Source organism: Afifella sp. JA880, assembly GCF_025379905.1.
Lineage (GTDB): Bacteria > Pseudomonadota > Alphaproteobacteria > Rhizobiales > Afifellaceae > Afifella > Afifella aestuarii.
The window spans coordinates 391288-408220 of record NZ_JAOANH010000003.1 but is presented as its reverse complement, the minus strand read 5'-3'; the positions used below and the strand labels follow the sequence as shown (position 1 = coordinate 408220).

Annotated in this window: 21 protein-coding genes and 1 pseudogene; 4 read left to right on the top strand and 18 right to left on the bottom strand. The window is 64.3% G+C overall.

Features of this window, described 5'->3' with window-relative positions:
- Window positions 1-48 precede the first annotated feature (48 nt).
- From NYQ83_RS14980 to NYQ83_RS14950, 7 genes and pseudogenes are all read right to left on the bottom strand, one after another.
- Window positions 49-741, bottom strand: coding sequence for a TPM domain-containing protein (locus NYQ83_RS14980; protein ID WP_261215622.1), 693 nt, complete (start codon window positions 739-741; stop codon window positions 49-51).
- A gap of 9 nt (window positions 742-750) precedes the next feature.
- The gene (locus NYQ83_RS14975) at window positions 751-1494 is read right to left on the bottom strand and encodes a TPM domain-containing protein (RefSeq protein ID WP_261215621.1); all 744 of its coding nucleotides are present in this window, start codon (window positions 1492-1494) and stop codon (window positions 751-753) included.
- A gap of 126 nt (window positions 1495-1620) precedes the next feature.
- Window positions 1621-2208 (bottom strand): annotated as a pseudogene (locus tag NYQ83_RS14970) (LemA family protein); the annotation flags it as partial.
- Window positions 2209-2332: 124 nt separating this feature from the next.
- Window positions 2333-2740 carry a hypothetical protein gene (locus tag NYQ83_RS14965; protein WP_234630163.1) on the bottom strand — a complete coding sequence of 136 codons (408 nt, stop codon included), beginning with the start codon at window positions 2738-2740 and terminating at the stop codon, window positions 2333-2335.
- Window positions 2741-2751: 11 nt separating this feature from the next.
- Complete coding sequence (gene rlmN / locus NYQ83_RS14960) at window positions 2752-3999, bottom strand: 23S rRNA (adenine(2503)-C(2))-methyltransferase RlmN (RefSeq protein WP_261216201.1); 1248 nt, start codon at window positions 3997-3999, stop codon at window positions 2752-2754.
- A gap of 103 nt (window positions 4000-4102) precedes the next feature.
- On the bottom strand, window positions 4103-4600 hold the full coding sequence (locus NYQ83_RS14955; RefSeq protein WP_261215618.1) for an invasion associated locus B family protein: 498 nt from the start codon (window positions 4598-4600) through the stop codon (window positions 4103-4105).
- Between the two features lie 212 nt (window positions 4601-4812).
- On the bottom strand, window positions 4813-5190 hold the full coding sequence (locus tag NYQ83_RS14950) for a YkvA family protein (protein ID WP_261215617.1): 378 nt from the start codon (window positions 5188-5190) through the stop codon (window positions 4813-4815).
- Window positions 5191-5317: 127 nt separating this feature from the next.
- Here NYQ83_RS14950 and NYQ83_RS14945 point away from each other — a divergent pair, with 127 nt between their 5' ends.
- Complete coding sequence (locus NYQ83_RS14945) at window positions 5318-6103, top strand: SDR family NAD(P)-dependent oxidoreductase (RefSeq protein WP_092813117.1); 786 nt, start codon at window positions 5318-5320, stop codon at window positions 6101-6103.
- 24 nt (window positions 6104-6127) lie between these two features.
- On the opposite strand, the gene NYQ83_RS14940 is transcribed toward NYQ83_RS14945, so the two are convergent.
- The 9 genes from NYQ83_RS14940 to NYQ83_RS14900 all read right to left on the bottom strand — a co-directional run bounded on the left by NYQ83_RS14940 (window position 6128) and on the right by NYQ83_RS14900 (window position 13489).
- A complete protein-coding gene (locus NYQ83_RS14940) occupies window positions 6128-6430 on the bottom strand; it encodes a hypothetical protein (protein ID WP_261215615.1) in 303 nt (100 codons plus the stop codon).
- 340 nt (window positions 6431-6770) lie between these two features.
- Complete coding sequence (gene sdhA / locus NYQ83_RS14935) at window positions 6771-8618, bottom strand: succinate dehydrogenase flavoprotein subunit (protein ID WP_409977009.1); 1848 nt, start codon at window positions 8616-8618, stop codon at window positions 6771-6773.
- Window position 8619: 1 nt separating this feature from the next.
- A complete protein-coding gene (gene sdhD, locus NYQ83_RS14930) occupies window positions 8620-8994 on the bottom strand; it encodes a succinate dehydrogenase, hydrophobic membrane anchor protein (RefSeq protein WP_261215613.1) in 375 nt (124 codons plus the stop codon).
- A gap of 12 nt (window positions 8995-9006) precedes the next feature.
- Entirely contained in the window at window positions 9007-9402 is a 396-nt protein-coding gene (gene sdhC, locus NYQ83_RS14925; protein ID WP_128290586.1) for a succinate dehydrogenase, cytochrome b556 subunit, read from the bottom strand.
- Window positions 9403-9565: 163 nt separating this feature from the next.
- Window positions 9566-9784 carry a DUF1737 domain-containing protein gene (locus NYQ83_RS14920; protein ID WP_128290587.1) on the bottom strand — a complete coding sequence of 73 codons (219 nt, stop codon included), beginning with the start codon at window positions 9782-9784 and terminating at the stop codon, window positions 9566-9568.
- Window positions 9781-10650 (bottom strand): HpcH/HpaI aldolase/citrate lyase family protein, encoded by an 870-nt coding sequence (locus NYQ83_RS14915; RefSeq protein ID WP_261215608.1) that lies wholly within the window; start codon window positions 10648-10650, stop codon window positions 9781-9783. The genes NYQ83_RS14920 and NYQ83_RS14915 overlap by 4 nt, the downstream gene beginning before the upstream one ends.
- Before the next feature lie 101 nt (window positions 10651-10751).
- Window positions 10752-11633, bottom strand: coding sequence for a 3-hydroxybutyryl-CoA dehydrogenase (locus NYQ83_RS14910; RefSeq protein ID WP_261215607.1), 882 nt, complete (start codon window positions 11631-11633; stop codon window positions 10752-10754).
- Between the two features lie 150 nt (window positions 11634-11783).
- Complete coding sequence (locus tag NYQ83_RS14905) at window positions 11784-12728, bottom strand: electron transfer flavoprotein subunit alpha/FixB family protein (RefSeq protein WP_261215606.1); 945 nt, start codon at window positions 12726-12728, stop codon at window positions 11784-11786.
- A gap of 11 nt (window positions 12729-12739) precedes the next feature.
- On the bottom strand, window positions 12740-13489 hold the full coding sequence (locus tag NYQ83_RS14900; protein ID WP_261215605.1) for an electron transfer flavoprotein subunit beta/FixA family protein: 750 nt from the start codon (window positions 13487-13489) through the stop codon (window positions 12740-12742).
- Between the two features lie 177 nt (window positions 13490-13666).
- On the opposite strand from NYQ83_RS14900, the gene msrA reads away from it, so the two are divergent.
- A complete protein-coding gene (gene msrA, locus NYQ83_RS14895; protein WP_128290592.1) occupies window positions 13667-14338 on the top strand; it encodes a peptide-methionine (S)-S-oxide reductase MsrA in 672 nt (223 codons plus the stop codon).
- 62 nt (window positions 14339-14400) lie between these two features.
- Here msrA and NYQ83_RS14890 read toward each other — a convergent pair whose 3' ends face one another.
- On the bottom strand, window positions 14401-14739 hold the full coding sequence (locus NYQ83_RS14890) for a YnfA family protein (protein ID WP_261215604.1): 339 nt from the start codon (window positions 14737-14739) through the stop codon (window positions 14401-14403).
- A gap of 262 nt (window positions 14740-15001) precedes the next feature.
- On the opposite strand from NYQ83_RS14890, the gene NYQ83_RS14885 reads away from it, so the two are divergent.
- Together NYQ83_RS14885 and NYQ83_RS14880 are read left to right on the top strand one after the other, a co-directional pair.
- Window positions 15002-15196, top strand: coding sequence for an antitoxin VbhA family protein (locus NYQ83_RS14885; protein WP_128290594.1), 195 nt, complete (start codon window positions 15002-15004; stop codon window positions 15194-15196).
- A 75-nt stretch (window positions 15197-15271) separates the two neighbouring features.
- On the top strand, window positions 15272-16192 hold the full coding sequence (locus NYQ83_RS14880) for a Fic/DOC family protein (protein ID WP_261215603.1): 921 nt from the start codon (window positions 15272-15274) through the stop codon (window positions 16190-16192).
- A 34-nt stretch (window positions 16193-16226) separates the two neighbouring features.
- Here NYQ83_RS14880 and NYQ83_RS14875 read toward each other — a convergent pair whose 3' ends face one another.
- Window positions 16227-16925: a rhomboid family intramembrane serine protease gene (locus NYQ83_RS14875; RefSeq protein ID WP_261215602.1), complete on the bottom strand. Its 699-nt coding sequence runs from the start codon at window positions 16923-16925 to the stop codon at window positions 16227-16229.
- Window positions 16926-16933 lie beyond the last annotated feature (8 nt).

The window sequence follows — 16933 nt, the reverse complement described above, 5'->3', positions numbered from 1 at the left end:
CGATGGGGCGGCGGCGTGGGCCGGCCGCCCCGATCTCTGGCGTCGTGCTTAGACTTCGACGAGCTTGTCGGGCAATTCGTTCGGGTTTTCCTGGCCCGCCGGAATATGCTCCTCGAGGATTTTTCCGCAGGCGGTGACTGCCTTCACCAGACCGTCGGCCAGGGCACCCTTGCGGCTGTCCTCGATGAGCTCGGCCACGATCTCGTCCCAGACGCTCTGGTCGACATGGGCGTCGATGCCCTGATCGGCGATGATCGCCGCATAGCGCTCCGCCAGCGACACGAAGATCAGGATGCCGGTGCGGCCGACGGTTCCGTGGAGATTGTGGGCCATGAATTGCTGCATGGCATGACGCTCGGCGCGCTGGCGGCGGACGAATTCCGGCACCAGGAGGGGCCGGAGCGACGGCAGCGAGGCGAGGAGCCCGAGAAGGATCAGGAGCACGATCTCGCCGGCTGCCACGACGCGGGCATCGAGGCCGTCGCCCCAGAGGTCGTGCGATTGCGCGAGCCATTCATTGCCGGGCGCAGGCGCCGTGAGCCAGGCTTCGGCGAGCGGGTAGAGGAAGGCGACGGCAATGCCCGCAAAGAGCGTGGCAAGTGCGGCCCACAGAAGCGGGATGAAGCGATAGCTGTCGCTGGTTTCTGCTGCGACGGCGAAAATCTCGCCGGAGGTGCCGCTTTCGGCCGACCGGATCGCTTCGGCGATGCGGGCGTGTTCGGTGGGGTCGAGAATGGCCATGTCCGTCTCCTACCAGCTGCCCGACGAGCCGCCGCCGCCGAAGGAGCCGCCGCCACCGGAAAATCCACCGCCGCCGCCGCCACCGAAGCCGCCGCCATAATTGTTGAGGCCCCCGACAAAGCCGCCGGTGCGGCGGCGGCCCTTTCCGCGCGGGCCGAAGAGGCCGGAGAACATGATGATGAAGAAGACGGCCAGGAAGATCATCGTGAAGATGGTGGGGCCGATGTCGCCCTCCGGCACGCGTTCCTTGGCGCGCTTGACCCAGGCTTCGCGGTCGCCGCCGAGGACGGCGACGATGTCTTCGACGCCGCGCTTGATGCCGCCTGGGAAATCGCCCGCCTTGAAGCGGGGGATGATCGAGCCTTCGATGATGAGTTTGGAGATCGCGTCGGTGAGGGTGGGCTCAAGCCCGTAGCCGACCTCGATCCTCACCTGGCGCTCGTTGGGGGCGACGAGGAGAAGGACGCCGTTGTCCTTGTCCTTCTGCCCGATCTGCCAGGCGCGGCCGAGATCGACGCCATATTGCTCGATGGAGCGCCCGTCGAGAGAGGGGACGGTGGCGATGACGAGCTGGTCGGAGGTTTTCTTTTCCAGATCGTCGGAAAGGGCGACGAGCTCCGCCTCTTCGGTGGGCGAGAGGAGATCGGCCGCATCGACGACGCGGCCGGTAAGTTTCGGGAAATCCTGGGCGGCGGCCGGCGCGATGAAGGCCGGCGCGACGAGGATCAGAACAGCAGCAAAAAGGGCGCGCAAAACGTCTCTCGTCTCAGATCAATTGCCGGTGCCGGTGGCGGGTTCGTTGGCCGGCTGGTTCTCGTTGGCCGGGGCGGTCTCGTTGGCGGGGGCATTGAAATTCACCCCCGGCGCATTGCTGCCGCCGAAATCGACCTGCGGGGCGTTGGCGTTTTCAGGTGCGGTCTCGAAATTCGCCATCGGCTCATAGCCGGAATAAAGCGTCATCGCCCAGAGCCGGCCCGGAAACGTCTTGAGCTCGGTGTTGTATTTGCGGACGGCCTCGATGTAGTCGCGACGCGCCACCGCGATGCGGTTTTCCGTGCCTTCGAGCTGCGATTGCAGCGCCAGAAAATTCTGGTTGGATTTGAGATCGGGATAATTCTCGGTGATGGCGAGAAGCCGGCCGAGGGCGGCGCCGAGCTCGCCCTGCGCTTCCTGATAGCGGCGCATGGCTTCCGGATCCGTCGGATCGACGTTGAGATTGGTCTGCGTCGCCTTGGAGCGGGCCTCCACGACGGAGGTCAGGACGTCTTTTTCCTGACGGGCAAAGCCCTTCACGGTCTCCACGAGGTTCGGGACGAGATCGGCACGGCGCTGATACTGGTTCTCGACCTGGCTCCAGGCGGCCTTCGCCTGTTCTTCGTAGGTCGGGATGGTGTTGACGCCGCATGAGGCGAGAAAGATGGCCACGAAGCCGATGAGAGCGACGCGAAGGCCGGTGAGCGGGCGCATGAAAACCTCCGGTGAATGCGGGCGAAAGGTAGTGCCGTGCGCCCGAGGCGCAAGCGATAATCGCGGGCAATTTGGCGGAAAAGCGAGGATTTGCCGCGGATCGTCCCCGGCCTAGCCCCCCAGCCTAGCCCCCGGCGTGGCGCCCGGCGAGAAGCCAATAGACGAAGGCGCCGACCGTGCCCGCGGCGGCGAAGATCGCGATGTCGGAGAATTCGGACGCCGGCGGGCCGGCAATGCCGAGGATGGTCGCGGCCGAGCCGACCACCGCGCCGAAGACGAGATGCAGGATGAGCGAGCGCCAGCCGAAGCTTTCGGCAAACAGGATCATCAGGAAGGCCGGGATGCCGGCGACGGCGCCGACGACGAAGGCGGCGAAGAAGGAAATGAGTGCCGCCTTGAAGGCGTAATCCTGAAGCGCCTCACCGGGATGAAGCTCCGGCGGGACGGAGAAATAGAGGACCGCCGCCGCCGCCCAGCAGGCGGCGATGAAAGCGAGCGGTATGAGGAGGATGATCCGCCAGACCCGGGCCATGCCGGTGGCGCTCAGCCTTCCGCTGCGAGCGCCGGCGCTGTTTCGCGCTCACGCTTCTTCAGACGCTCGCTGGCGCTCTTCAGCTGGCCGCAGGCGGCGAAGATGTCACGTCCGCGCGGCGTGCGGATCGGCGAGGCGTAGCCGGCGCGGTTCACCACCTCTGCGAAACGCTCGATCTGGTCCCAGTCGGAGCATTGATAGGGGCTGCCGGGCCAGGGATTGAACGGGATGAGATTGATTTTCGCCGGGATGCCTTTGAGGAGCCGCACGAGCTCCTTCGCCTCGGCGAGCGAATCGTTGATGCCCTCGAGCATCACGTATTCGAAGGTGATGCGGCGGGCGTTCGACAGGCCCGGATAGGCGCGGCACGCATCGAGAAGCTCGGCGATCGGCCATTTGCGGTTGATCGGCACGATCTCGTCGCGAAGATCGTCGCGCACGGCGTGGAGCGAAATCGCCAGCATGCAGCCGATTTCCTCGCCGGTGCGGAAAATGCCCGGAACGACGCCCGAGGTCGACAGCGTGATGCGCCGCTTCGACAGGGAGAGGCCCTCGCCGTCGGAGGCGATCAGAAGCGCGTCGCGGACATTCTCGAAATTGTAGAGCGGCTCGCCCATGCCCATCATGACGATGTTGGAGACGAGGCGGCCTTCCGTCGGCACGATCGCGCCCTGCGGCGTCGCAAGATCGGGAAAATCGCCGATGCGCTCGCGCGCCACCAGGATCTGCGAGACGATTTCGCCGGGGGTCAGGTTGCGCACGAGCTTCTGCGTGCCGGTGTGGCAGAAGGTGCAGTTCAAGGTGCAGCCGACCTGGCTCGACACGCAGAGCGTGCCGCGGCCTTCTTCGGGGATATAGACGGTTTCCACATCGACCGGGCGGCCCGCCGTCGGGCCGGGACGATCGGCGCCTTGCGCGGGAAAGCGCATCAGCCATTTGCGCGTGCCGTCGACGGAAATCTGCTCGGAGACGATTTCCGGGCGGGCAATGGCGAATTTGTCGTCGAGTGCGGCGCGCAGCTCCTTGCCCATATTGGTCATGGCATCGAAGGAGGTGGCGCCGCGCAAATAGAGCCAGTGCCAGAGCTGGTTGACGCGCATGCGGCGCTGACGTTCCGGCACGCCAATCTCGCCCAGCGCATCGGCGAGCTCCTCGCGGCTCAGGCCGACGAGGGAGCGGCGGACGGCGGAAACATCCGTGGAAAGCGGCTGTGCAGACGCGTCGAAGCGCGGCGCAGCCGCGGGTGTGGCAAGGCTCATATCGTTCATGGCGGTGTCGAAGGTGGGTCTTAGCACAGGCTCATGCAAACGAAAACGGACCGCCCGCAGGACGGTCCGCTTCGAAAATCTCGGCTTGTGGCCGTTATTTACATTCGGAAGCGACCTTGTTGCTCGCCGCCGTCACCCCGGAAAGGGAGAATTGATAGCTCGTCTCGTTGCCGCGGCGCGATGTCCCGGTCACCGTCATCTGGCGCCCGCTCTTCATCGCCGCATAGAGCTGCGGCTCCTCGGCCTCGTTCAGAAGCCAGGCGCTGTCGCCCTTGGTGAACATCGTGAACTTCTTGCCGTCGATGTCGACGGTCACCGTCGACTTGTCCTCAAAGGCGTAGCCGACAACGAAATTCGCCTCATGGCCGATGTTTTCAGCCGGACTTGTGCGCACGAAGAAGGCGACTTTGCCGTGATTGAGATTCGACGGCATCTCCTTCTTCGGAGTTGAGTGGATGAAGCAGACGGTGCCCTTGTCGCCCGGATAGCTCCAGGCCGTCCAATCGTTGAACTGACCCAGCGAATTCGGCGTCTGAGCGAAGGCTGCGGTCGCGACGATCAAAAAGAGGCTCGTCAGAAATATCCTTAGCATGCCTGTCCCGCAATCGATGGTTTCTACGAAGCCGCGCCGCATCGGCGAGGCGTCGGTCGTGATGGTCGCTCTAGAGATGCGTCATCGTGGTTACTAAATCATGAACCGAGCGTAGGCCACAGGCGAAGCCTGCCGGCATCCGTTCGACCGGCTCGATGCCGGGAGTGTTGTTTGGGAAAAAACGGCCAGATTTTGACGGAGGGGGCGTTTCCTCAGGCTCCGGCGCCCACTTCTTCCTCAAGTGCCGTCGTTGCGGCCGTGCGATGTTCCTCGCGAATGGAGGAGGAGACGGCGGCGAGTGCGGCAGCCAGAACCGAGGCGTCGTCGAGAAAACCAAGGCCGACGATGAAATCCGGCACGAGGTCGAAGGGGGAGACGAAATAAGCGAGGGCTGCGACCACCGTCAGCTTGGCGCGTGTCGGCGTGCGCGGATCGAGCATGGCGTAATAGGCCGACACCACTTCGTGCATGAAGGGAATCGTGCGCAGCGCCTTCCTGACCGTCGGCCAGAACCGGCGCTTGATTTCCGCTTCCTTGTCGGCCGCATCCTCCGGGCCGAGAATCTCGATATCAGGTACCGTACGTGCCATCTGGCGCTCCCATCTGATCGTGTTCAATTGGGGCGCGAGTGGTCCTTTCGCAAGACGCGGGGCTTGGCTAAGAGGAGGCTGAGCGAGGGAGAAGAGCCCGCCCGGCGGGTTTAAAGGGGAGGACAGAATGCAGCTCAATTCCGATATCGCAGCGATCGTGACCGGTGGGGCTTCAGGTCTCGGCGAGGCGACGGCGCGCATGCTCGCCCATCAGGGCGTGCGGGTGACGATCTTCGACATGAACGAGGAGCGCGGCCGGATGACGGCGGGCGACATCGCCGGAACGTTCGTGCCGGTCGACGTGACCGATGCCGCAAGCGTCGCGGCGGGCTTCGAGGCAGCGCGCAAGGCGCATGGCGTGGAGCGCATCCTGGTGAATTGCGCCGGCATCGCGCTCGGGCGCAAGACGCTTGGCACCGACCGCAAGACGGGCGAGCTCAAGGCGCACGACATGGCCTCGTTCCGCAAGGTGGTGGAGGTCAACCTCATCGGCACCTACCAGATGATCGCGCAATCGGTTCCGGAGATGTCGCAGTTGCAGCCGATCACGGCGGACGGCTGCCGGGGCGTCATCGTCATGACCTCTTCGGTGGCGGCGACGGACGGGCAGATCGGCCAGGCGGCCTATGCCGCCTCCAAGGGCGGCGTTCTCGGCATGACGCTGCCGGTCGCGCGCGATCTCACCGAATACGGCATTCGCGTCTGCGCCATTCAGCCCGGCGTGTTCGAGACGCCGATGGTCTCCGGCATGCCGGAGAAAGTGCGCGAGAGCCTCGCCGCCGGCGTGCCGTTTCCGAAGCGTCTCGGCCAGGCGCACGAATATGCGCATGTCGTGAAGTTCATCTGCGAGAACGATTATATGAACGGCGAATCGATCCGCCTCGATGGGGCGATCCGGCTCGCGCCTCGGTGAGCGGCTGAGCGGCGGCCGCGGGAATCACGCGGCGTCGCCCATCAAGCCCGTCGCCTCGTTGAGCGCGATGAACGAAAACAGCGGAAAGCCCGTTTCGTCGAGCGCGCGCAGCCTGGGAAGGATGTGGCGTGTGAGGCCTACCAGCTTACGTGCGTCGACGTCCTCGGCATGTCCGTCGAAGATCACATCGATGCGGATGAGGTCGTCGCCGTCGCAACTGCTCGCCGCCCGCACATTGATTTGGGCGACCCTGAGATCGGCGACTTCGCTTGCGAGGATATCCTGGACGAGATCGTGCACGTCGCTCTTTTTGAACTCATGCCGCATGGTCGGAAGATCCTGCTGACTAAAGAGCGAAATATCAAGTTACGCTGCCCATCAAGGAGATGACGGTTCAGGCGTACAAGAGTATACAGAGAATTTACCGCTTCGCGGATTGCAAGACCACCGAGAGGCGGCAGGCCTTGGCGAGGACGACTTCAAGTCTGCCAAGGTCTCAGATAAAAAGCCCCGCTTCGGCGGGGCTTTTTTGTTGCGCTCAAAAAGGTGTGCTGCTGCGAATTGCACGCCGGCGTGCGATCGCAGTTCTGCCGGTCCAGTTTGGAACCCGGTTACAAAAAAAGGGGCGCCGGAGCGCCCCTTTCGCGAACTTTGATGTCGGGCGGCGTCAGTAGACGCGCTTCTTCGGCTCGATATAGGGCACGTCGTTCGACATGGTGTAGGTGTGCACCGGCCGATCTTCGAGGCGCACCGTGTGGGCGGCCTCGTCGATGAAGGCGAGGCTGTGCTTCATCCAGTTCTGGTCGTCGCGCTCCGGGAAATCCTCGCGCGCATGGGCGCCGCGGCTTTCGTGCCGGTTGGCGGCCGCTTCCATCGTCACCACCGCCTGGGTGATGAGGTTCTGGAATTCCATCGTCTCGACGAGATCGCTGTTCCAGATGAGGGAGCGGTCGGTGACGCCGATGTCTTCGGCGCCGCGCCAGACTTCGTCGATCAGCTTGCGGCCTTCCTCGAGTACCGGGCCGTCGCGGAAGACGGCGCAGTTCGACTGCATCACCTTCTGCATGCGGTCGCGCAGCGCCGCCGTCGGCGTGCCGCCCTTGGCGTAGCGGGCGCGGTCGAGACGGGAGAGCGCGAAATCGTCGGAGCCCGCCGGAAGATCCGGATGGCGCTCGCCGGGGGTCACCGTTTCGGCGCAGCGATCGCCGACGGCGCGGCCGAAGACGACGAGGTCGATGAGCGAGTTGGAGCCGAGGCGGTTGGCGCCGTGAACGGAGACGCAGGCGGCCTCGCCGACGGCCATCAGGCCCGGAACGACGGTATCGGGATCGCCGCCGACCTTGGTCAGCACTTCACCGTGATAGTTCGTCGGCACGCCGCCCATATTGTAATGGACGGTCGGCAGGACCGGGATCGGCTCCTTGGTGACGTCGACGCCGGCGAAGATTTTTGCGGTTTCCGAGATGCCCGGCAGGCGCTCGTGCAGGACGGCCGGATCGAGATGCTCAAGATGCAGCTCGATATGGTCCTTTTCCTTGCCGACGCCGCGGCCTTCGCGGATCTCGATGGTCATGGCGCGCGAAACGACGTCGCGGGAGGCGAGATCCTTCGCGGACGGGGCATAACGCTCCATGAAGCGCTCGCCTTCGGAGTTCGTCAGATAGCCGCCCTCGCCGCGCGAGCCCTCGGTGATGAGGCAGCCGGCGCCGTAGATGCCGGTCGGGTGGAACTGCACGAATTCCATGTCCTGGAGCGGCAGGCCGGCGCGCAGCACCATGCCGTTGCCGTCGCCGGTGCAGATATGCGCCGAGGTGCAGGAGAAATAGGCGCGGCCGTAACCGCCGGTCGCCAGAATCGTCTTATGGGCGCGGAAGCGGTGAATGGAGCCGTCTTCCAGGCAGAGCGCGATGACGCCGCGGCACTGGCCCTCGTCCATGATCAGGTCGATGGCGAAATATTCGATGTAGAATTCCGCCGAATGCTTCAGCGCCTGGCCGTACATGGTGTGCAGCATGGCGTGGCCGGTGCGGTCCGCGGCGGCGCAGGTGCGCTGCGCGGTGCCTTCGCCGAAGCGGGTGGTCATGCCGCCGAAGGGACGCTGATAGATCTTGCCCTCTTCGGTGCGCGAGAAGGGCACGCCCCAATGTTCGAGCTCGTAGACGGCTTTCGGCGCGTTGCGGCAGAGATATTCGATGGCGTCCTGGTCGCCGAGCCAGTCCGACCCCTTGACGGTGTCGTACATGTGCCAGCGCCAGTCGTCCTCGCCCATATTGCCGAGGGCGGCCGAGATGCCGCCCTGGGCGGCCACCGTGTGCGAGCGGGTCGGGAAGACCTTGCTGATGCAGGCGGTCTTGAGGCCGGCCTGGGAGGCGCCGAGTGCGGCTCTGAGACCCGCGCCGCCCGCACCGATGACGACCACGTCGAAGGCATGGTCGATGATCGGATAGGCTTTGCCGTTTTGTTTGGGGGCGCCTGTCGCGCCGTTCGATTGTCCGTTCTGGCCGTTGGTCGCCAAGTCAGCCTCCAAGGGCGATGATCAGGATGGAAAGGATGCCGAGGATGGCCATCGCGTAGGTGAAGAGGGTGTTGGCGAGATAGCTCAGCACCTTCAGACCTTCGTGGTGGATGTAATCCTCGATCACCGATTCCATGCCGATGCGCATGTGCAGGGAAAGATTGAAGGTGAGGCCGATGAGGATCGCCGCGATGAAGGGGTTGGCGACGCGGTCATGGGCCGTCTGGTAATCCGCCCCGATTAGCGAGGCGAGGATCAAGAGGAAGGCGAGAACCAGCGGGATGTTGGCGAAAGCCGTGATCCGCTGCTGCATGAAATGGCCGGTGCCCTCCTTGGCGGAGCCGCGGCCGCGGGCTTTTGCAAGCGGTGTGCGCATGACGGGGCCTTTCTAGAGGGCGAGGAGGATGACGATCCACAAGAGCGCGGTGAGACCGACGGAGCCTGCGAGCGAAGCCCAGGCGAGCTTCTGCGTCACCGGCTTCTCGTAGCCCGCGCCCGTGTCCCAGATGAAATGGCGGATGGCGCCCATCAGATGCTGCATGAGCACCCAGGTGTAGCCGAAGAGGACGAGCCAGCCGAAAGGCGAGCCGAAGAACCAGGTCGCCCAGCCATAGGCTTCCGGCCCCAAAGCGAGGGCGACGATCCAGCCAATGAAGAAAAGCGAGCCGATATAAAGGCCGATGCCGGTGATGCGGTGCAAGATCGAGGTGACCATGGTGATCGGCCAGCGGTAGATCTGCGTGAAGGGCGACAGCGGTCGCTGTCGTTCAGTCAAATCTTTCATCGAACGCTCCTTGGCCCCTTCATAACGTGCCGATCCTGCGTTGCAAACGCGTCGGTCGGATAATGCTTATGCATGCCATGCATGCGACGAATGGCTTTGCACCGGCGCGGGAAAGCAAACTCCGCCGCGCCAAGACATGCTGTGCTCTTTGCGCGGCCGTTCATCAATAGTCGCTCAAGCGAAAATTCTCAGCGGTACTTTCGGCCTGCCAGTCGCCGTCGGCCTCCTTGACGATCGCCTGGGCGCAGATCGTGCGCTTCGCCTCCGTGTCGAAGGTGAGGGCGGGCGAGCCGTGCAATTGCCAGCCGGCGTTGAGGGCGGCGGAGACGCGCTTGCAGAAGGCGGCGTCGTCGGGGCCGGTGAGAAGACGGTAGAGCTTCATGCTGGATCTCTGTCGGCGATTGCACGCGCTCTGGCAAGCAGGCTTTCGGCGACATGTAAATGCAGCCTTTCGACCATGCGCCCTTCGAGGCCGATGGCGCCCTTGCCGGCATGTTCCGGGCGGGCGAAGGCGGCAACGATCGTCTCGGCTTCGGCGATCTCTTCAGCGCTCGGCGCAAAGACGCGGTTCGCCGTGCCGATCTGGCGGGGATGGATGAGGCTCTTGCCGTCGAAGCCGAGGGCGCGCGCCTGTTCGCATTCGGCTTCAAGGCGGGCATCGTCGCCGAAATCGTTCAAGACGCCGTCGATGGCGACGAGCCCATAGGCGCGGGCGGCGGCGATGACGCTCATCATCCAGGGCAGGAAGGCGCCGCGGTCCTGGGCCGGGCGCACGCCCGTCTCCTTGGCGAGATCGTTGAGGCCGAGGACGACGCCTTTGAGCGGCAGTCTTTCGGACGAGGCGGCGATGTCCGCGAGGTTGAGGAGCGCCTTCGGCGTCTCGATCATCGCCCAGAGCGAGATGCGGTCGAGCGCATCGGCCTGGTCGAGGGCGTCGGCGACGCGCTCCAGATCCGCCGCGCTTTCGACTTTCGGGATGAGGAGACCCTCAGGGCGCGCGGCAAGCGCGGCGAGAAGATCCTCCGTCGCCCATTCGCTCGCAAGACCGTTGATGCGCACGATGACGGGGGCAGAAAAAGGCTCGGCGAGAGCCTCCCGCAGCGCCTCGCGGGCGTCTTCCTTGCTGTCGGGGGAAACGGCGTCTTCGAGATCGACGATGATGGCGTCAGCGGCAAGGTCGCGCGCCTTGGCGAGCGCCCGGGGCTTGTCGGCCGGAACGTAAATGAGCGAGCGGAAGACAGGCGGCATGGGTCGTCTCCGGGAATTTTGTCCGGTTGGATGAGGGGCAGCAGTCCGGCCGGCGGGTGCGGCCCGCGATCAGTCCTGAGGCGCGCGCGCGATGGCGGGCCTCAGCGGGTCGGCACCGGCTCGTCGCTGCGGTAATCGTAGAAGCCGCGACCCGCCTTGCGGCCGAGCCAGCCGGCCTCGACATATTTCACCAGAAGCGGGCAGGGGCGGTATTTGGAATCGGCGAGGCCCTCGTAGAGCATCTGCATGATCGACAGGCAGGTATCGAGACCGATGAAATCGGCAAGCTGCAAGGGGCCCATCGGATGGTGTGCGCCGAGCCGCATCGCCGTGTCGATCGCCTCCACATTGCCGACGCCTTCATAGAGCGTGTAGATCGCTTCGTTGATCATCGGCATCAGGATGCGGTTGACCATGAAGGCGGGAAAATCTTCCGCCACCGCGATCTTCTTGCCGAGCGAGGTGACGAAGCGCTTCGCCTCTTCAAAGGTGGAATCTTCCGTCGCGATGCCGCGTACGAGCTCGGCGAGCTCCATCACCGGCACCGGATTCATGAAATGCATGCCGATGAAGCGTTCGGCGCGGTCGGTGGCGGCGGCGAGCCGGGTGATCGAAATCGACGAGGTGTTGGTGGCGATCATCGCCTCGGGATCGAGGATCGGACAGACTTCGGCGAAGACCTTGCGCTTCACCGCCTCGTCTTCCGTCGCCGCCTCGATGAGAAGATCGGCCGGGGCCAATCCTTCGACGCCCTTGGCGGGACGCACGCGGGCGAGCGCCGCCTGACGCTCTTCTTCGCTGATGCGGCCGGAGGCGCGCTGGCGGGCAAGTGTGCCTTCGAGCGTGGCAAGCCCCGCCTGCAGCCGATCCGGCGAATTGTCGTGCAGAATCACATCGTAACCGGCCAAAGCGCAGACATGGGCAATGCCTGCGCCCATCTGGCCTGCACCGACTATGGCGACCGTTTTGATCTCATCCGCCATGGATCATCTCTGTTGCTGGCGCTTGCGTTGAATATTGAACAAGCTTCGGGAAAGGGGAAGTGGTGCGTCGCAACATTTTCCGTGTTGAAACGGGCCCTTCTCGACGCAGGGAAGGGCCCGTCACTGAAGGTTACGGGGCCACGATCTAGATCACGCGCCGGCCTTGTCGAGTTCGGCGGTGAGTTCCGGCAGGGCCGTGAACAGATCTGCGACGAGGCCGTAATCGGCGACCTGGAAGATCGGTGCCTCCTCGTCCTTGTTGATCGCCACGATGACTTTGGAATCCTTCATTCCGGCCAGGTGCTGGATGGCGCCGGAGATGCCGCAGGCGATGTAGAGATCCGGAGCCACGATCTTGCCCGTCTGGCCGACCTGCCAGTCGTTGGGGGCATAGCCCGCATCGACCGCGGCCCGGCTTGCGCCGACCGCCGCGCCGAGCTTGTCGGCGAAGGGAAGCATCACCTCGTCGAACTTTTCCTTGGAGCCGAGAGCCCGTCCGCCGGAGACGATGATCTTGGCGGAGGCGAGCTCCGGGCGTTCGCTTTCCTGGATCTTGGCGCTGACATAGCGCGATTTGCCGGAATCGGCCGGGGCCGACACCGTCTCGATCGGCGCTTCGCCGCCTGCTTCGGCCGCCTGGAAGGCGGAGGTGCGCACCGTGACGACTTTCCTGGCGTCTTTCGCCTTCACCGTCTGGATGGCGTTGCCGGCATAGATCGGGCGCTTGAAGGTGTCGGGCGCCACGACCTCGATGATGTCGGAAACCTGCATCACGTCGAGGAGAGCGGCGACGCGCGGCATGACGTTCTTGCCGCTCGTCGTGGCGGGGGCGAGGACGGCGTCGTAATCGCCGGCAAGGCCCGTGATCAGATCCGCCATCGGCTCGGCGAGATGATGGGCGAGCGGCTCGTCTTCGGCGAGAAGCACCTTGGCGACGCCCGCAAGCTTCGCCGCCTCTTCGGCCGCCGGGCGCGCATCCTTGCCGGCCACGAGAATGTGAACGTCGCCGCCCATTTCCCTGGCGGCGGTGAGTGCCTTGGCGGTCGCCTCGTTGAGGCTCTGATTGTCGTGTTCTGCGACGAGTAGAATGGTCATTTCGCGATCCCTCAGAGTACGCCCGCTTCGTTCTTGAGCTTTTCGACGAGTTCGGCCGGGGAACCCACCATGACACCGGCCTGGCGCTTGGCCGGCTCGCGGGTCTCCACGACTTCGAGGCGTGGCGTCAGGTCGACGCCGTAATCGTCGGCCGTCTTCGTGTCGATCGGCTTCTTCTTCGCCTTCATGATGTTGGGAAGCGAGGCGTAGCGCGGCTGGTTGAGGCGCAGATCGGCCGTCACCACCGCCGGCAGAGCGATCGAGAGGGTCTCAAGACCGCCATCGATCTCGCGGGTGACTTCCGCTTCCTCGCCCTTGATCTGAAGCTCTTTCAGGAAGGTGCCCTGCGACCAGCCGAGAAGCGCCGAAAGCATCTGGCCCGTCTGATTGCAATCGTCGTCGATCGCCTGCTTGCCCATGATGACGAGGCCGGGCGCCTCGGCCTCGACGATGGCCTTCAGGATCTTGGCGACGGCGAGCGGCTCCGCCGTGCCTTCCGCCTGGACGAGGATGCCGCGATCGGCCCCCATGGCGAGCGCCGTGCGGATCGTCTCCTGCGCCTGCGAGGGGCCGACGGAGACGATGACGATCTCCTCCGCGCTGCCCGCCTCTTTGAGGCGAATGGCTTCTTCGACCGCGATCTCGTCGAAGGGGTTCATCGACATCTTCACATTGGCGAGGTCGACACCGGAGCCATCGGCCTTGACGCGCGCCTTCACATTGTAATCGAGCACCCGCTTGACCGGGACGAGAACTTTCATCAGGCAACCTCCGTTGTTTGCCCCCGGTTAGCGTTGCTCACCGACGGTGGCAAGAGAGCGCACCCCAAAGTTTCCGTTAACGTCAGCCTCCGTTCGTGCGTCAAAGCCGCGTGAGGCGCCTCGTCGCAGGCGGCGGGCTGCACCATATCGGTGCCAGGATGCTCGTGAGGTTTTGTCATGAAAGCCATTTTTGCTGTCGCCGCAGCTTTCGCCATGCTTGCCCTCGCACCCGCCGCCGGGGCGCAGGAGAAGGCGGGCCAAGCAAAAGGGGGCCAAGACACCGCCATCTTCGCCGGCGGCTGTTTCTGGTGCGTGGAGGCCGATTTCGACAAGGTGCCGGGGGTGAAGGAGACGATTTCCGGCTTCACCGGCGGGGATCTTCGCAATCCGACCTATCATCAGGTCTCTGCCGGCGGCACCGGCCACAAAGAGGCGGTGAAGATCACCTACGATCCGAATGTCGTCAGCTATGAAAAGCTCCTCGACGTCTTCTGGCATTCCGTCGACCCGACCGATGCGGGCGGGCAGTTCTGCGACCGCGGCGACAGCTACACGACGGCGATTTTTGCGCTCAACGACAAGCAGCTTGCCGCGGCAAAGGCGTCCAAGACGGCGACCGAAAAAGAGCTCGGCCAGAAAATCGTCACGGAGATCGAGAAGGCCGGGGAATTCTGGCCGGCCGAGGCCTATCACCAGAACTATTACAAGAGCGACGAGCGCATCCTGTCGCGCTTCGGCTACGTCACCAAGGCCTATGCCTATAAGGGCTACCGGGAAGGCTGCGGCCGCGACCAGCGGCTGAAGCAATTGTGGGGCGCCGACTATCACCGCGGCATTCCGCAGAGTTGATGGAAAGCTGATGGGAAGCTGATGGGGAGCTGAGCGGCGCAGGCGGGTTTTGAAGGCCGGGTTCAGGGCGCCCGGGGGCCGAGAAGGATGACGGCCGTGCCGAGAAGGCAGATCGTGGCGCCCGTCACATCCCAGCGGTCGGGCCTGAGCCCTTCGACGCTCCACAGCCAGAGGAGCGAGGCGGCGATATAAACGCCGCCATAGGCGGCATAAGCGCGCCCGGCCGCATCCGTCTCAACGAAGGTCAGCGCCGAGGCGAAGACGAGCAAAGCGACGAGACCCGGCGCCAGCCACCAGACCGATCGGTCGAGCCGAAGCCAGGCCCAGAAGGCGAAGCAGCCGGCTATCTCGGCAATCGCCGCGACGGCATAGGCGAGAGCGGTTTGAAAACGGGGCTCCATTTCAGATGACGGTGCGGTGGCATAGCCGATCGGCAAAGGAGGGCCAAACCGCGGAAAGTCAGAGGGGCGATCGGCGCGCCTCGTCAGATCTTCCGGACCAAGAGAGCCACAAATATATCTGCGGCTCTCATTCCTCTTTTTAGTGGGTTATCGGGCCTCTCTTGGCGGGTTATCGGGACGCCAATTCCGGCCTTGGAAGGCTTATCGCCTTTCCCTTTTTCGGCTGCATTGTGCTATTCTCTCGACGCGAGGAGTTTCAACTATGAACGTCGAGCAGAAGCGCCCGGACCGATCGCCCGAAGCCGTCGAACGCCGTCGGCGTGCCGTCGAAGAGGCGGCGGCCGCAAACTATCGTCAGGGTCTGTCGCCGAGCCCCGCTTACGCCGCCGCCATGGAGCAATTCGTGTCTGGCGAGATCACCATGGAAGAGCTGCACGCCATCGGCAGGCAGGTTTAGAGCGACGCAAGCCAAGCTCCGCCGCCTCAGAGATGGGGCGCGGTCACTCCCCGCTCTCCCGCCCGAAGTATCGTCATGGCCGCCGCCAAGGGTTCCTACACCTATCCGACCGAGATCGACGATGACGACCATCGTGACGTTCTCAAAAACAAGTTCGGGGTCCGCACGCATTCCGAACTTCGCGAAAGAGAATATCCAGCGACTTTCGAACGCCAGGTGCGGATGCGGCTTGGGGAAGGGCCGACAGGCAATTTCGACGAGGCGCATCTGAAAGCCGTCCATCGCTTCCTCTTCGAAGAGGTCTTCGAATGGGCCGGCCACTTCCGCAACGAACGGGTGAGGGTCGAGGGGCAACAGGTCGAGCCGGTCGGTGCCATGTCGAAGGGCGGCGATCATTTTCTCCACGGCTCGCGCATCGAGATGGGCCTCAACGAGGCGCTGAGACCGATACGAAATCGGGACGTTTTGCGGGGCTCGACGCCACGCGGGTTCGCTGAGGTCGCCGGCGCCGTGATGGGGGAGCTGAACTACGTCCACCCGTTCCGGGAAGGAAACGGACGCACGACCGAAGCGTTCATCGCCGCGCTCGGGCGCGAGTACGGGCACGAGGTCCGCTTTTCGCTCATCTCGGAGCCGCGCATGATCGCGGTGTCGAAGGAGACCTCGGCCAACCCGTCAAGTCAGGCGATGATCCAGTTGATTTGCGATGCCACCGATCCCGGCCGCCAGACGGCGCTTCAGGCCGTCTTCGACGATCTTCGGCGGCTGGGAGAGGATCCGCTGGCGCACGATGTTCGCACCGCCCAGCCGGGAGAGGTCGTGTCCGGGCAGATCCTCGGCAGTGACGCGCGGGATGTCTGGCTGGTGACGGACACCGGTGTCGTCGTTGGCGGCCGTGCCGACCTTCCGGCAGATTTGCCGAGCGATGATCGTGACATCACCTTCGAGGCAAGATCCGACTTTGCCCGGGCTTCCGGCGGCGAACGTCCCGATTGAGCTCGATGCCGAAGCTTCGGCGCCGTGATCTGGCTCAGCGCGGCAAAGCGCGGTCGAAGAGGGGGACGCCGCGGCGGCGGAGCGGCACGACGAGCGCGGCGCCGAGCGCGAAGCCGCCGATATGCGCCCACCAGCCGATATTGCTCGATTCCGGCGTCGACATTACGAGATTGGCGATCTGAAAGACGAGCCAGGCGCCGAGCACCATGAAAGCGGGAAGGCGAAGCGGGATGCGGCCGAAGGCCAGGACCCAGAGTTTGACCTTCGGATGCAGGATCAGATAGCCGCCGACGATGGCCGCGACCGCGCCCGAAGCGCCGATGAGGGGTGCTTCGGAGGCGGGATTGGCGAGCGTGTAGATGTAGCCCGACCCCGCCGCGCCGAGGAGATAGAAGGCGAGATAGCGCAGATGGCCGAGCGCATCTTCGATGTTGTCGCCGAAGATCCACAAGAACAGCATGTTGCCGCCGAGGTGGATGATGTTGCCGTGCAGGAAGGCATAGGTGAGGAAGTTCAGCTCTTCCGGGATCAGCACGAAGCCCGGCGGCAATTCGGCGATGTCGTTGACGACGGAGGGGATGAGGCCGAGCGAGATCGCCGCCATCTGCACGCGCGCCGCATCCAAGCCGCCCGTCAGGACAAAGCATGCCGCCGTGATCGCGATGATCGACCAGTTGACATAGGGCCGGCGGATATAGCCGAGCGGATTGGCGTCGTGGAGCGGCAGGAACATCGTCTACG